12 protein-coding genes and 1 pseudogene are annotated in these 15,298 nt (G+C 40.8%); 5 read left to right on the top strand and 8 right to left on the bottom strand.

What is annotated here, in order from left to right; translation table 11 throughout:
• Window positions 1-32 precede the first annotated feature (32 nt).
• Window positions 33-941, top strand: a complete 909-nt coding sequence (locus BUC20_RS17590; protein ID WP_073232366.1) for a DNA-3-methyladenine glycosylase family protein — start codon at window positions 33-35, stop codon at window positions 939-941.
• Here BUC20_RS17590 and BUC20_RS17595 read toward each other — a convergent pair.
• The 4 genes from BUC20_RS17595 to BUC20_RS17610 all read right to left on the bottom strand — a co-directional run bounded on the left by BUC20_RS17595 (window position 930) and on the right by BUC20_RS17610 (window position 5,783).
• Window positions 930-1,778: a bifunctional helix-turn-helix domain-containing protein/methylated-DNA--[protein]-cysteine S-methyltransferase gene (locus BUC20_RS17595; RefSeq protein WP_073232367.1), complete on the bottom strand. Its 849-nt coding sequence runs from the start codon at window positions 1,776-1,778 to the stop codon at window positions 930-932. The genes BUC20_RS17590 and BUC20_RS17595 overlap by 12 nt on opposite strands.
• Window positions 1,779-1,840: 62 nt before the next feature.
• On the bottom strand, window positions 1,841-2,473 hold the full coding sequence (locus BUC20_RS17600; protein WP_073232368.1) for a MarR family winged helix-turn-helix transcriptional regulator: 633 nt from the start codon (window positions 2,471-2,473) through the stop codon (window positions 1,841-1,843).
• A gap of 21 nt (window positions 2,474-2,494) precedes the next feature.
• On the bottom strand, window positions 2,495-4,810 hold the full coding sequence (locus tag BUC20_RS17605; RefSeq protein WP_073232369.1) for a hypothetical protein: 2,316 nt from the start codon (window positions 4,808-4,810) through the stop codon (window positions 2,495-2,497).
• A complete protein-coding gene (locus BUC20_RS17610) occupies window positions 4,740-5,783 on the bottom strand; it encodes a hypothetical protein (RefSeq protein WP_234994539.1) in 1,044 nt (347 codons plus the stop codon). Before BUC20_RS17610 ends, BUC20_RS17605 begins: the two co-directional genes overlap by 71 nt.
• A 112-nt stretch (window positions 5,784-5,895) precedes the next feature.
• Between BUC20_RS17610 and BUC20_RS17615 the strand changes: the two genes are divergently transcribed.
• The 3 genes from BUC20_RS17615 (at window position 5,896) to BUC20_RS17625 (ending at window position 7,724) form a co-directional block, all read left to right on the top strand.
• Window positions 5,896-6,306 carry an Rrf2 family transcriptional regulator gene (locus BUC20_RS17615; RefSeq protein WP_073232720.1) on the top strand — a complete coding sequence of 137 codons (411 nt, stop codon included), beginning with the start codon at window positions 5,896-5,898 and terminating at the stop codon, window positions 6,304-6,306.
• 61 nt (window positions 6,307-6,367) lie between these two features.
• Window positions 6,368-7,018 (top strand): NAD(P)-dependent oxidoreductase, encoded by a 651-nt coding sequence (locus BUC20_RS17620; protein ID WP_073232370.1) that lies wholly within the window; start codon window positions 6,368-6,370, stop codon window positions 7,016-7,018.
• 124 nt (window positions 7,019-7,142) lie between these two features.
• Entirely contained in the window at window positions 7,143-7,724 is a 582-nt protein-coding gene (locus BUC20_RS17625; protein ID WP_073232371.1) for an HPP family protein, read from the top strand.
• On the opposite strand, the gene BUC20_RS17630 is transcribed toward BUC20_RS17625, so the two are convergent.
• Window positions 7,719-8,456: a ThuA domain-containing protein gene (locus tag BUC20_RS17630; protein ID WP_073232372.1), complete on the bottom strand. Its 738-nt coding sequence runs from the start codon at window positions 8,454-8,456 to the stop codon at window positions 7,719-7,721. The genes BUC20_RS17625 and BUC20_RS17630 overlap by 6 nt on opposite strands.
• Window positions 8,457-9,018: 562 nt before the next feature.
• Between BUC20_RS17630 and BUC20_RS17640 the strand changes: the two genes are divergently transcribed.
• Window positions 9,019-9,360, top strand: coding sequence for a single-stranded DNA-binding protein (locus BUC20_RS17640; protein ID WP_073232374.1), 342 nt, complete (start codon window positions 9,019-9,021; stop codon window positions 9,358-9,360).
• Window positions 9,361-9,398: 38 nt separating this feature from the next.
• Here the strand turns inward: BUC20_RS17640 and BUC20_RS17645 are convergent, their stop codons facing one another.
• The 3 genes and pseudogenes from BUC20_RS17645 to BUC20_RS17660 form a co-directional block, all read right to left on the bottom strand.
• Window positions 9,399-11,477 (bottom strand): TonB-dependent receptor, encoded by a 2,079-nt coding sequence (locus BUC20_RS17645; protein ID WP_073232375.1) that lies wholly within the window; start codon window positions 11,475-11,477, stop codon window positions 9,399-9,401.
• A gap of 281 nt (window positions 11,478-11,758) precedes the next feature.
• Window positions 11,759-12,661 (bottom strand): annotated as a pseudogene (locus BUC20_RS33580) (IS66 family transposase).
• A gap of 348 nt (window positions 12,662-13,009) precedes the next feature.
• Window positions 13,010-15,298 carry a M60 family metallopeptidase gene (locus BUC20_RS17660; RefSeq protein ID WP_073232378.1) on the bottom strand — a complete coding sequence of 763 codons (2,289 nt, stop codon included), beginning with the start codon at window positions 15,296-15,298 and terminating at the stop codon, window positions 13,010-13,012.

Here is a 15,298-nt window from a genome sequence, read left to right on the forward strand (position 1 = left end):
TTAATTCCTTCCCCAAATGCCTATTTTTGGATATGGACAATCGCATACTTCGCATACCAATATCCCCTGATTTTAACTTTGGGGAATGTTTATGGTTTTTAGACCGGGATTTTGACGATTGCATGCTCTGCGTAGGTCCTGACAGTGTAACCAAAGCTTTGTTGTTGAACGAAGCAGTTATCCTGGTAAACATTAAAGCCTCCAGAGAGGAATTGCTGATCTCCATATTACAGGGGGAGTTGCAGGCTGAAGAAGAAGAGTCGTTAAAAGTATACGTAGAAAACTGGTTTGATACCCGGCTTGATCTTAGTCCCTTTTATACTTTGCTAAAAAAAGACCCGCGGTTGTCTTTTATGGCTGATGCTTACCATGGTCTTCGCCTGGTCGGAATTCCGGATATGTTTGAAGCCATCTGCTGGGCCATCACCGGACAACAGATCAACCTTACTTTTGCCTACAAACTAAAAAGAAGATTGGTCGAAAGGTATGGGCAAGCTATAGAATTTGAAGGGAAAGTTTATCATTTGTTTCCAGATGCATCCATATTGGCAGCGGCTGATGCAGCCGAACTCCAGGCCATGCAATTTTCAAAAAGTAAAGCCCTTTACCTGATCCTGATAGCGCAGGCTTTTGCGGACAAATCACTGAGTAAAGAAGGGCTGCTTCAGATGCCAGACCTTAGCTCACGCCAGAAAGCACTTACGGCCGTCAAAGGAGTAGGAGTATGGACTGCGAATTATACCTTAATGAAATGTCTGAAAGAAAGATCCTGCATCCCTTTCGGAGACGCAGGATTGTTGAATGCATTGGTTAATCATGGGATTATCGCGGATAAAAAACAGGATCAGGAAATCTTAAACTTTTTTTCCGCCTATCCCTCCTGGGAGAGTTACCTAGTCTTTTACCTTTGGAGGTCTCTTTCCAAACGGTCAGGCAGTTAAATCTGTCTGTGCTGCTTCCCATCCGATCATTGCCGTTTTGCGCGGACTGCCCCAATGGTACTGCCCCAATTCACCGGTAGATTTAATCACCCTGTGACAAGGGATTAAAAAAGCAACAGGATTATCACCTACAGCAGAACCTACCGCTCTTGAGGCTTTGGGATTGTCTATCGAAGCGGCAATACCTGCATAAGTTGATAAGCCTCCTACAGGAACTTTAAGTAAGGTTTCCCAGACCTTGATCTGAAAATCAGTGCCTTTCAAATGAAGTTTCACCTCCTGAAGCCTGCTCCAGTCTTGTCCGAAGATATATAAAGCATTTTGCTGCATCATGTCCAGTACCTGACGGTACTTTGCATTTGGGAAAAGCTGTTGAAGTTCCTGAAAGGCCAGGTCCGGATCATCAGCAAAGGCCATATAACAAATGCCTTTGGCTGTCGCCGCCACAATGAGTGAGCCGAAAGGGCTTTCAGCAAAGCTATAATTGATCTGAAGTTGTTCCCCACCGTTCTTAAACTCTCCGGGAGTCATTCCTTCAATTTTAATAAAGAGGTCATGAAGCCTGCTGGTACCGGATAAGCCGGTTTCATAAGCAACATCAAATAAGGTGCTTTGCTTTTCTTTCAGAATCCCCTTGGCATACTCTATACTGAGGTATTGAAGAAATTTCTTTGGGGTAACACCGGCCCATTCTTTAAACATGCGTTGAAAATGAAAGGGGCTCAGGTATACATGAGCAGCGACCTCTTCTAAAGAAGGTTGTTGCTTAAAGTTGGCCTTTAAGTAATCAATAGCCTTTTCAATTCTGTGGTAATCGATTTGATTTAATGTTTCCATGTTTCGAAATTTACAATTCAAAACTACGGCTAAGCTGAAGGAGATGAAACCCGAAACTTGCGCTATTTGTTTTCCTGATGCTGTCCTGTAGTCAGTTCTTCCAGGTGCTTATGACGGTTTTCCGAAATCAGGGTAGCATGCTTTTTGCCGGTATCAGACAGCAGGTTGATCAGCATCTTTTTGTTGGATCCTGCAAGGTCCTTATAGAGCAGCTGATCTGCTCTGGATAGGACCTCCTGAAGGCTGAAGAGTGTTTTTTCTCCTTTAGGACTCAGCTTGATCAGTCTCGCTCTTTTGTCTAAAGGATCATTTCTTTCCAGAATTAAGCCCGCCTTTTTGATTCGGTTTAAAATATCGATGCCGGTTGATTGTTCAAAGAATACCGCGCTCACAATATCCGATTTTCTTGCTTCTTTCCGCTGATCTATTTCTTTCATGAAATAAAACCATTCCAGTTCTATGCCCGGGATTTTTTTTAAGGCTGCTTTAGCATAGATGACATGGATGGCGTGAAGCTGGTTGACGAGGCCTGCCAGCTGCTCCTCCGTACCGGAATGTTCGGTTTCCTCAGGATGTTCTTCTACCATACCTTTGCTGTTCAGCAAAAAATAAGAGCAAAATTCCGCTGCCGAAGCAGCGGGGTTTTTGCTCTCATAATCGGCCCATGCCGTAATCAGTTCTACAACTGCTTTCATGGAAGGTGTTTTTGAAACCTGTTATCTGACTTTGCTGACATATTTTTTAAAATATCCGCATTCACTTAATGCTTCCTGATAGAACCTGGTATCTGCATATTGCTGTCTCAGCACGGCAAAGTACCTGCCGAAATAAACGGCATCTGTATTTACGTTCCAATAATTTGCTTTTTTGTTTTCCGGAGACTCATAAGAGCGGTTATAACTTTCATTGCGTTCACATTTACTGGCCATGAAGGTACATCTTGCTTTTTGTTCCTTACTCTTCGTCGCTTCTCTTGCAATAAGGTAATATTTCTCTGCAATTTTGCTGGAAAGAAACATCTGACGGAAGGGAACAGGAATGCCAAGGCCATAACTGCTGTAAGATTCTGTCAGCTCTGATTCGTAAAATGTTCTTGCATTGCCATAGTGGGTAATGTTGTAATAAGCATTAGCCAGCAGATAGGCATTGTTATATACATTTTTGCCTGCAGCAATCTCCTCTTTTAAGTTTTTCATCATCCTGAGCATACTCATAGAAGTGAATTTCTTGGATTGTGCCATTTGGTGGTCGCAGTCATGACAATCATTCAGACGCATGTTAAAGGGATTGCCTAGCATCACGTCGTTTTGTTCCTTGGTTTTAGCTAAAAGAGCAATTGCCTCATCCAGTTTTTCCTGATAAACGAGCGTGGTAGCCTGGAAAAAATAAAGATCTTCCAGCTTGTAAGGATAGTATTGCAGCATGGCTTTCTCAAATGCAGTCTGATTGCTTTTTTGCATCAGCGCCTTTAAGCTTTCAATTTGTTGATTGTTGCTGTAAAACTCATGGTAATTCCTAAAGATATTGGCCTTCAAAGGATCACCTTGTTTTTTATAAAGGTCAGAAATCACCTCCAGGCTCTGGTTCAGGGATTGGTAGAATCTGAGGTCGGGGATCGTGTCTTTTCCTTCTTTAAGTCTGGCAAACCAGTTTAAAGGCTCTACCATTTTGGCTTCAGCCTTTGCATCAATCTTTTTCAGTTGTCTGATGTATAAACCCCAGTCCAGAATTTTATACTGGGCCATGATCAGTTGATTGTCTTTGGGAAGTTGTGTTTTTGCTGCCTGATAAAATTTAGCAGCCTGAGTATAGTTTTTACTCATGAAATTCAGATACCCCGCTGCAAGGTTCCAGAAATAAGGCTTGGAAGTATTGTTTTTCAAGGCGATGCCGCTTATCAGGGCTGTATTTTTCCTTAAGGTTTTTGTAGAATCCTCTTTTCCTCCCCAATAACCGGAGCGGCTGCTTTCGGTAATATTGACCACCCTGCTCAGGAGTAAGTCCAGTTTTTCCGATTTAGGATCTAAAGCTACAATCTCAGGAATTGCCCTTTCTGTATCGAAATAAACCCCAAGTAAATGCCAGAGTGTGATTTTCTCTTCTTTGGTTTTAGCCATGGCCAACGTTTGTTTCCAATCGGTTTCTTCATTTGGATGAAAAGCCCATTTTGCAGGGATCTTCATTTCTGCTGCATAATCGTAACAAAGACTGAACAGGTAGTTGGATGTGGCATAATCCTTTGCCAGATAATGTCTTCCTGCAACATAACCAAGTGTTCTGTAATAGATCATGTTTTTTGGAAAAGTATCTTTGTACGTATCAAAAGCCTTCATCAGTTGAGAATCTTTAATTGGTTTTACCCCTGTACTTCTTTCCAGAAAGTAATAATAACGTACCAGTTGAAACCATAACCGTTGTTTGATGAAAGTATCTTTAGTTTTTTGAAACGCGGTCAGTAAAGACACTTCCATTGATTTTGGTGCAGTGTAATTTGGTTTCTCGTCCCAGCCATAGTATTCCTGATAATTTGCGGAAAATTCTTCAGCAGATTTGGCCAGAGATAGGTATTCAAAGAATGAATTGACCAGTTTTTTATCCAGTTTCTGTTTCTTTAACTGCGGCATGCTGTCGGGAAGGACATTGATTTTGCCTTTGAAGTTCTGATATACAGAATCTATTCCTTTGGCACTGGCTTTCAGCAAGAGGTATTGCAAATCGGTTTTGCTCAATTGCTGTCCAAAGTAATCGTACCATTCTTTTACAATCTGGTCATTGTAACGGGTATTGGTATTGTCGTCTCTGTAAGTGTAATCTTTGGTGTAATAAGTAGAAAAATCGCTATAAAAGAACGGGGTATATTCTTTAGCGACAAAGGCTTCCGGACTAAAGCTGGAATAGTCATCGCTATAGCCGTAATCTGCACAGGCCCAGACCACTCCACCTACAGAGAGGGTACTAAGGCTAAAAATGAGCAGAAATTTCTTCGAAATCCGCTGTTTTAAATGTTGAAAGGTCGAGGTTGCCAATTTCATAATAGATGATGGTTTTTTGTTCTTCTTTATTCAAATGTTCGGCCAATTGTATGGTGGCCTGTTCTAATAATGCTTTGTCTGTTTCTTCCAGTTTGAAAAGATCGTCCGTTTTCACATAAATCCCTTCGGTAAAAAAGCTTTTTAATGCTCTATAGACGTTTTTATGCGCTGTAGGCTGAAAGTTTTCTGGGTTATGGAGCTCCTTCTTCCCGATTTTTCCATATACCTGGATGATCTGGCCATCTCTGATATGTATAGACCAGGAGAAAAGGGGTAAAGCAATGTTCAAAGGTAAGGTGTATTTCGGAAGATAGCTGATATAAGTTGCTGCATCTTTAGGATTGTAGATCGAGTTCGGATCCTGAGGGTTGGGCGAGAGTTTACCCATATTGTAAAACATGAGCACTCCTTTGTCTACAGGAGGAACTCCGGTACGGAGCTGATATTTTACCTGGTGCAGCCTGATGGTGGCCTCAAGCTGCTTGTTGCTGATGGCTTTAAATGATTTTAAAAACTGGAAGTACTTTTCCTTTGTGCCCAGGGTCCAGTCGCAATCAAATTGCACGCGTTGATAGTTGATTTTTTGTGCTGCTGCGAGGCGCTGCAACAATTGATTGCTTTGCATGGCAAGACTATCGATCCCTGCCGGACTTAATTTTTCAAATGTCTGATTGGTAATGAAAATAACAGGAATGATCTTCTCTGTCTTAACGGCTTCCTTAAAGCTAATGATGGCTTCAGGATGTGCCTTTCCTGCAAAGGAATCCCATTTGATGTCAAAAAAGCGGAGATAAAGTTTACCGTGTGCCACTTCATCGAGCAATTGATGCTGTGCTTTATTTAAGTTGAGCTTTTGCTTCCAGTAATAAAATGCAGCATCAGCCTTGCTTTCTCTTTTGCAGGAAGGTAAGGCCAGGAGGATGATCAGTCCAAATAAAAGGCGTTGTAAAAGAGAAAATGGGGGTGTCGTCATTCTGAAGCAGCTCAATTATCAGACAAAGTTAAACTTCTTCGGCAATCTTAAATATTTTTTGGAAATAACAATTATTGCTTTACCTTTGTACTGTAATAAAAATAATTACAGAATGAACAATGCAAGATTTGCCATTTCTTTACACATCCTGACTTTGCTTGAAAAAGGAAAAGGGGAATTGATGTCCTCGGATTATATCGCAGGGAGTGTTAACATCAATCCTGTTCTGATCAGGAAGGAGTTGATTACCTTAAAAGATCATGGTTTCGTAGGAAGCAAGGAAGGTAAAAATGGAGGTAGTTTTTTGGCTAAACCAGCGAATACGATTACTTTAGATCAGGTTTACGCTGCAGTAAGACAAAATCATTTGTTGGGTACATCTAAAAATGAGCCGAATCCACAGTGTCCGGTGGGCAAGCAGGTAAGTCAACATTTAAAAGCATTGTATGACGATACAGAACGGGTATTAATTAATGAATTGTCTAAAAAAACATTGGCTGATTTCAGCGATCAGTTTGATTGATTTTTTTATCCATAACTGTAATAAATAACATTACAATATTGTTAACATAAAAATAGAAAACATGAAAGTATCATTAATTGGAGCAAGCGGGTTTGTAGGCGCAAATATTTTAGAAGAACTGTTAAACCGTGGTCATCAGGTGACTGGAATTGTAAGGGATGCAGCAAAAGTAAAACAAAGTAATACCGGGCTTGTCCTGAAAGAAGTAGATGTATTAAATACTGAAGCACTTCAGGCTGCTATTGAAGGCTCGGATGCAGTAGTTAGTGCTTTTAATGCAGGATGGACCAATCCGAACCTTTATCAGGATTTTGTGGCTGGCTCCGAAGCGATTCAAAAAGCGGTTAAGGCTTCAGATGTAAACCGTCTGATCGTAATTGGTGGTGCAGGAAGTTTAGAGATTGATGGAAATCAATTGGTAGACGGACCCGATTTCCCTGCTGACTATAAAGCCGGTGCTACTGCTGCAAGAGATTACCTGAATACCATCAAAAAAGAAGAAGAACTGGAATGGACTTTCTTTAGCCCGGCTATTGAAATGCATCTTGGTATCACTACCGGACGTACCGGCCAGTATCGTTTGGGTGCAAATAGCCCTGTCTTCAATGAAGAAGGCAGAAGCATTCTTTCTGTGCAGGATTTGGCAGTTGTAATTGCCGATGAACTGGAAAATAACAAACATCCAAAACAAAGATTCACTGCAGCTTACTAGGCAGGAAATGATCGGGCTGTCTGAAGGTTAATTTTTCGGACAGCCTTTTCTTTGTCTTAAAATTCAGATAAAGACTAGCATTTCACTAGATATTGTCTTACTTTTGCGGCGAATATAGATTCGGATGCCAGGAAAGATCATTAGAAAACATTACCGCAGAGCAAGGTATGTATTATACCGGGAGACATTAATTGATGCAAAGGAGCATATTTTAACCTTTATCGGTTCATTTGTTGGCATTGGTTTGATTGGCTTGCTGAACAGTCAGTATCTCGTTGCCAACGATAACCTTTTCCTGATCGGTTCTTTTGGCGCTTCTTCGGTATTGATCTATGGGATCATCAACAGCCCTTTGGCGCAACCAAGAAACCTGATCGGGGGCCATGTGATCTCTGCCATTATTGGGGTGACCATTCTGAAACTTTTTCCAAATGAGCTTTGGTTTGCCGGAGCTTTAGCGGTTTCTCTTTCCATTGTGGCAATGCAGATCACGAAGACACTTCATCCGCCTGGCGGTGCCACAGCCTTAATCGCCGTCACGGGCGGAGTAAAGATTAAAGCGATGGGGTACCTCTATGTGTTTTCTCCTGTATTTACCGGGGTATTGATCTTATTTATGGTCGCATTGGTTTTTAATAACCTGCGTCATAGAAAATATCCTGCAAAACCGATCTTTAAAAGAAGAAGAATTCATAAACCTTTATAATTCCATTTTTTTTATTCCCATGGCATATTGAATCCCGCCAAGGAGGTGTTGTAAGAAGAGCGGATCCGTATAAGATTCATTGGTATGGCCCAATCCGGTGTAAAATGACCTTCCGCCATCAAAATCATGATACCATGCCATAGGATGATTGTTTCCATTGCTGCCTCCCTGATAGCTGCTCTCGTCGATGCTGATCAGTACTTTCAAATCAGTGGAAATGTCTTTGAAATTATACCATTCGTCTTTCCTTTTCCAGATTTCTGGTAAATGTCTGGTCGAAATAGTTTTTCTGTTGAGCACTTTGAGTTCTGCAATTTGCTGTGCAGGATGTTTTACGAAATAAGCCCCTACAAGTTTTCCAAACCAGGGCCAGTCGAATTCTGTATCTGTGGCTGCATGAACTCCTGCAAAACCACCTCCTGATCTGATGTATTGCTCAAATGCTTTTTCCTGTTGTTCATTAAAAATATCTCCGGTAGTGTTGAGGAATACCACTGCGGCGTACTGTTTAAGATTTTCTGTATTGATTTTATTGGCATCAGTAGTCGTATCTGCAATAAACTTATTTTCCATAGCCAGGCGTTGAATGGCTAAAATTCCATCCGGAATAGAGGTATGGTGAAATCCTGAGGTTTTAGAAAATACCAGGATCTTCTTCTTTTTTGCAAAGCTGCTGTTGAAAGCAAATAGCAAGAGTATCGTTATGGCGACAAATTGGAATGATTTAAGCATGTTGAAGGGTTTAAATTATAAATATATCATTTATCCTTTATATTCTGCAACGATCAAATAGTCACCCTTCTTTAAAAGAAGATAGCCGTATTCGTAACAGTAATGGTAAACACTTCCCTCTTTGTTTTTATAGATATGCGTAAAATAGTCGAAGCTGAAGCCCTTTAATAACAGATCTTGCTTACTGATGATGGTTTTTTTTTCAGGATTTAAGCTTTTTAAGATCCTCCTGTTCTTTTTGAGAATTTTACTAATGGTCTTTACTGACTCCTGGTCCTTGCCTTTGCAGCCGTTATTATAATTGTTACGGCAGTGCTGGTTGCAGAACTTTTGATCGGATCGACCCTTTAAAGGCAGCTCACAGTCTAAACAAAATCTTTCCATTTGTTCCAAATTACAGGTAAAACAAGTTTAAGTTAATTAAATTTCTTAATTAACCGTTTATAAGCGCTTATAAACGGTTAAAAGAAGGTTTGATGTTTTTAAAATACAGAGGTTTGTCTTGTCAGTAATCGGAGTGGTTGCTGTTCGTTAAACAATTTATTACTTAAAAAATTTAAAGATGAAAAATTTCAGAAACACGGTGTATTTAACAGGTCTTGTAGGAACAGATCCGATCGTAGTGAACTTCTCTGATGAGAAAAAAGTAGCAAGGGTAAGCCTTGCGATTAATGAGTTTTATAAAAATAGTGCGGGGGAGGCAGTATGCCAGACCCAATGGTTTAACCTGGTGTTCTGGAATAAAAGAGCTGAGCTCGCAGAGCAACTGATTAAAAAGGGGGTAGGGATTAGTATTGAAGGGAGTTTAAATGCACAAAGCTATACCGATAAAAAAGGAGAGCAGCGTTTTACTACAGAGATCTTTGTGAGTCATTTGGAACTGCTGGAAAAAACAGAGGGTTAAACAGATTTGGTACTGATGGCTTCAGCTGGGAATAGCCATCAGTACCTGTTTGATCTTTTTTTAAACTGTACAGTTAAACCTGCATAAAAGTTCCTGGTGGCTGCGGCATTGTAAAAGCGGTCATTTGCGGCATTAAGGTCGTTTCCAAGGCTGTATTTCTCATTTAGTAAGTTGTCTGCGCCTATGAAGAGGGAGATGGGGAATGAGGTCTGGCTGGTAGGATTCCATTTCCAGCCAAGCTTTGCCTGGATGAGGTGGTATTTTTTTGCATGAGCAGTATTCGCGTCGTTTAAGGGGAGAGAAGAAGTATAATTGTGCTGGGTAAATAAATACCAATTGCCAGCGAATTGCAGGTCAGCACTACTGATGAGCATGTTTTTGGGAACACCTGTTAAACTGTTACCGGAGTAATCTGTGGTTTTGTCGCTGTAATGGCTGAATTTAAAATGACTCAGCGTGTAAGCATTGCGCAATTCTAAGCCCCGGATAAATTTTGAAGCGTTAGTGGGAACGAGCCAAAAGGAGATGGAACTTTCCAGCCCAAATTGTTTTGTTCCTCCGGCATTGATGAAATATTCATTGTTTTCAGCGTTGAGCCGTCTGACAATCGCACTTTGGAGGCGGTAGTGGAAAGCAGTAAGATCGATTTGTATGTGTTCATCCTGATAACGGATACCGGTTTCATAATTCCATCCTGATTCTGGTTGCAGGTTGGTGTTTATTAAATTGTCCGATGCCCTTACCTCACTTATGGTGGGCGGGGAATATCCTTTGCTAACTGAACTGCGTAAGGACAGGCCTGGATTGATGACATAAGACAATGCCATTCTTGGCATAAATTGAGTGTCGAAGCGGTTGGTCTTTTTATCAGTCAATATGGGAAAACTACTTTTATACATATACTGATAGAAATTAGCACTTGCAGACAATTCGAACAGCCATTTTTGATGCAGGTCAATTGTCAATTGGGCGAAAGCAACATTGGAACTTGCTTTTAGCTTGTCAGCGGCTTTGAGTGCTGTGGGCTGACCCTGATTATTGCCGTAGTTATCAATATCGGAAGCAGTTTGCATGCTTTCCAGTCCGAGGTTGAATTTATAATGCAGTTGGCCGGTTTCTTTCTGATATTCCAGGTAAGTACGTAAACCTAGAGTGAATTCCTTCCTTTTTTCATAATTGGTGATGAAAGGGTTTTTGAAGTCGGTATAAGAAGAGAAGAGAGAGGCCACATGTTTGAGCCTGTTGTTGATTTGCCAGGTATGAGAGATGCCACCGAACAGGGTCTTACTGTAGATCCCGGCTTTTTGTTCTATTGCACTTTTAAGTGCTCCTGCTGCGGGCCTGGATCCTTTGGGTTGTTCATTGTATTGCGATTCAGTTAATCCGCCTGGCGTGTTGTAATGCAGGTCAGAATAGAAGAGCAATGCCTTCAGGCTTCTGTCTTTTGCGTAATCATATTTTTGCAGGGCCTGAACATATTTTCTATCCATGCCGCTATGGTCCCGATATCCATCGCTACGTTGGTAGGACTGGGTGATATTGAGGCTGTATTTTTTGAATTGCTGTCCAAGGCTTAAATTTTGCCGGAAGGTACCATAAGCTCCTCCTTCCAGTTTTAGGTTGACCGCAGTGCTGTCGATGGTGTTTTCCTGTGCCTGAATCAAAACCACCCCTCCTGAATTTGCCCCATAAATACTTCCTTGCGGGCCTTTTAATACCTGGATCTGATGGGTTCCTGCAAGTTCAAGGGCATTGAGGTAACTGTTTCCTCCAGCATCTGTTAAGGGGAAGTCATCAAAATAGATTTTCACATTCCGGACACCAAACGGAGAGCGGAGTAAACTTCCTCTGATGGATAAACGGTAACTTCCCGGAGAACGTTCTTCCATTCTGAGTCCGGAAAGGGTATTCACCACCGAGACAAAAGATCCACCAGGTTGTTGCTCCAGTACGGAGGGGCTGATCAGGCCTACCGAGCCAGTTGCTCTTAATAAGGGTTGCGTAGAAAAATAGGGTCTGATCTGAACCTCGGATAAGCGCTTTGTCGTATCCTGCCGCTGCTGTGCAAAGGCGGAAAACGAAAGTAACAATAACGAGGTGCTTAAAAGTGTTTTCATCTTTAGCAAAGCTAAAATTTATGTCCAAAGAAATGTGGCTTTGGCTGGCTATTTTGTCTTTAATTTTAGCAATATTTGAACTGATTGCAAACTGCTTCTGGGTGGCTATGGAGTACCCCATAGCCACCCAGAAGCGTGTTGAAGACGGGTAAGTGATTAGAGGACAGTTGGTTTGAAATGATCAGCTTGTGTTTATCCTTCCTGTATTAGCAATTTCTTTTACAGAGGAAAACCTGATTTTATCCACATGCTCGTATCCGTCCCACGAACTACATATATGATTAACGGATTATATTCTTAAAGTTTTGCGGGTATAAGTCCTTTATGTTTTTGTGATTTATACACATGATGTTTTCTAGGGTATATTTAAGCCACTGAAATGGGTTCACTTCATGCTTTTTGCAGATTGCAAAGAAAGAGTATACCATAGTTGCTCTTTGCGCTGCCTCGTGGCTTCCCACAGACAGGTGATTTTTTCTGCCCAGACATGCAGGGTGGATTGCATTTTCCACGAAGTTATTATCAATTTGCAGTGTACCATTATGCAGATAAGGCATCAGCCATGGCCTTGCCGATCTGGATCTTCGGCAAAAGGTATTTTATTTTCTGGAAGAACCATTTTCCCATCTCATCGATTATTGGGAGAGATTCTTTAAGGCAAAGTTCCTTGATTGATACAACATCCAACTGACGTTCCCTAGCTACTCTCCCTACGGGTACGATTTTTGAATCAGTGTCAGCGCTTTCTCTGCTCTAGGCCTGTCATTGTCTAATGATTTCTCGAATTCCCTGCGTGCATGCGCCGAGCAGGCAAGATGGGTTATATCTTTACTGTGGCCATATTTTTCAAAGACTACATAGCCATCGGTCTGAAGATAGCCCTTGAAGGTTCCAGGAATAGACAACGGTGCAAGCTGGCCAGGGGTGGGACTATAATCAAACAGTACAGTTTCCTCCAACGCTTCTTTGGTCCAGCCATCAATAGTTGAGGAAGCGATTTGAATATTCTCCCGGGCAAAGCGTTGTTTTTGACGATATAGTGGAAGGTAGTCAACGTACTTATCTACAAGTATGGATGCTAACAGACCATGCTCCAGACAATATTGCTTTTTGGATTTGTCACTTAAGCACCAGTCCTCGATCATTGCAGACATTGCACCACGTTTGATTTCTAAATTATTCATGCACGCAAAACTAAATCTCGATGGTCGGCTTCACAATATGTACTGAATAGGGTGGATACATTAAACGCAAGTTTTTCTATTAACTGGATCTGCCGAAATCGAACAAAAAGTCCAAAATTAGTTGGATCTCTTATATCAGCGATTTGTAGGGTTGTTAATATTGCTTATGAATTGCAACGACCATTGACAGGGGATCCTAAAAAAGAGTAGTTTGACAATGTTTCTGTAAATATTTTACAACCTTATATGGTTGTGGGGGTGATAACTATTTGGCGCTTAGATTTTTTGCGTAATTACGAAGACAAAGTATATTATTTCTATAATTAAGATATCGTTAACTTAGGTGGGTTACTGATGTTTTATTATTTCTTTGGGAATCCAGGTCTTGTATTTTTTGACCTCATGTTTTGCAGTTTTGGAAACGGGTATTTGCCAAATCTCGAAAAAATCGGTTAAGTTGGAATTGGTTGCTTCGCATATGCTGGTAAACCATAGGTCTATCTTGTCTTGATTTGATTTCGGATAGGCTACTTTTGGCAGCGCCCTGTATTTTCTATAGACTTTTTTGATGGCCTCCCATCCAAAGAAATCAACGATTTGGATATACATTGATAAGCCGAGAAAAGGGTCGTTTTTCCAGTTTTTGAACGAAGGAGTACCGTTCAGATATTGCCTCATATTTTCTGAGAATTTTTGTTTGTCGGGATACTTTTCGTTGTTGAATAACTTTTTATTTAACACCTGGTCATAAGTGAACAGTGTAAATAGATTTACGGTAATTTCCTCTAGGCCTGAGAAGTCTAAATCCTTAAACTGATGTCTGTGTCCAATCTCATGGAAATGTCCCCATGATCCTTCTTTTTCTAGCCTGTCGACATCGAGCATGAGTTGGAGGCTTTTATCATCCGGAATAACTATTTCCTCTCTTGTTGTAAACATATATCCAAAGGCAATTTCGGAGTCCACAATAATGCTTTCCGGGTGAATTCTTTTTGGGGATATAGCAGCGAGATCTGCATTTGCATTCATCACCTTGTCCCAAAATTCCAGAATTTTTTCTGGGTCTTCCATGGTTCTGATGTGAGCAGATGGGACCGTAAAAATGACATTATCTGTAGCCAGCTCTGCCCATGGGGCCGGGTAGTTACGGATACTTGTTTTCCATTGTTCTTTTGTAGTTTTATGGAGGTCGAATCGCGGAGCTTTGACCGCCCCCGTCAGAGTGAAACTAATTTCTTTTAGACTGCTGTTATCCGCTATACAAATCGATAGTAATCCGCCGTAAGGGGAATATACTTCAGTTTGTTTTTTGTTTAATTCAAAAGTTCTAGTAAGCTTATGACCATCTCTATTGATAGAGTCCAGTTCCGAGAGGTCATAACGGTGTACGCCAATTCTTGCCTTTAGCGATTGCGTAATATATGATTCGTCTAAGGTAATCAGAACGCGTTCACCGGCTGGTATGTAGAAGCCAGTACGATGTGGACGAAAGTAAACTGGATAAGGTTCAGGAAGTCCTTGGGAACCGACTCTGACAGGAATGGTGATGAGCTCATTTTTTGTTCGTAATACTCTGTCTGCTGGTATTGTACCTGGAAAATTTTTATAGTTTTCGGCTTTGGCAGTTGGGTTATTTAAATAAATCTTCTCCGCTAGTAACCCCTTAAACCTGTACCCCCATTTTTGTTCATTATTACTAATCCTTAGAGGTTTTTCTTTAGAGGGAAGTAGTACGCTATCAGCATACTTAAAGTGTTTTTTTACCAATCCAAGGATATGAGAGTTACTTTCATTATTCTCAAACATCAGATCGATGGTTGGTTGGATGACATAAGGGGTTAAATAATAGTCAACCCTATCCGGATCATTACTGATCAGCCAGGGTAGTAATGTTAGCGGATGTAAATATGGAGGAATTGTATCTGCTGTTAGGTTTTTTTCGGTCAGTCGCCCGTTGAACAAGGGATTTATTTTATTAGATAATCCCGATTTGAGAAATAGTGTATTTATGTTTAATTGCTTGACCTCGGATTCTTTTCCACCCCATTTCAGTTTTCCATAAGGAGAGCCAAATACAAGATTTCCACCATTTCTGATATAATCTTCTATGTTTTTTAGTATTTCAGGATTTTTGATATCCCGGGTCAGGAAAATGACAGAGGTGTTTTTTAAGATCTTGTGCTTATCAATGCGGTAGTAATTGCATTTGTTTTTTATGAGAGAAATGAAGTCCTCCATATCGTCATCGAATACACCTATCAGTGGTTCTGCGCGCTTTTTTAGTGGTCTGGCCCAAGAAAGGATACTGTCAATACCTTTGGTCACGTTTTGATCATTAAGCATCGGTTTTCTAAAGTATGCAGAGGATCCAATTAATAATATTTTTCCTTTACCTAAATGGGAGGAAGCGATGGCGGTAAGCTTCATCTTTGTATTGGCACTTGGTCTGAAGGTACTTAATATTTTAGGCTGTTCATTGATGATATATACTGCTGAAAACATAAATGAACTATCTGGCTTAGGGAGATCTCCCAGCGTTTTAAGTGTCGCTGGATTTTCTTGTTGTTGCGCTTGAAGTGCATTCGAATACAAAAATAGAATACAAACAATGGTTTTTATGATCTTAATATAAGCCAT

The sequence above is a fragment of the Pedobacter caeni genome, from assembly GCF_900129215.1.
In the GTDB taxonomy this organism is placed as follows: Bacteria; Bacteroidota; Bacteroidia; order Sphingobacteriales; family Sphingobacteriaceae; genus Pedobacter; species Pedobacter caeni.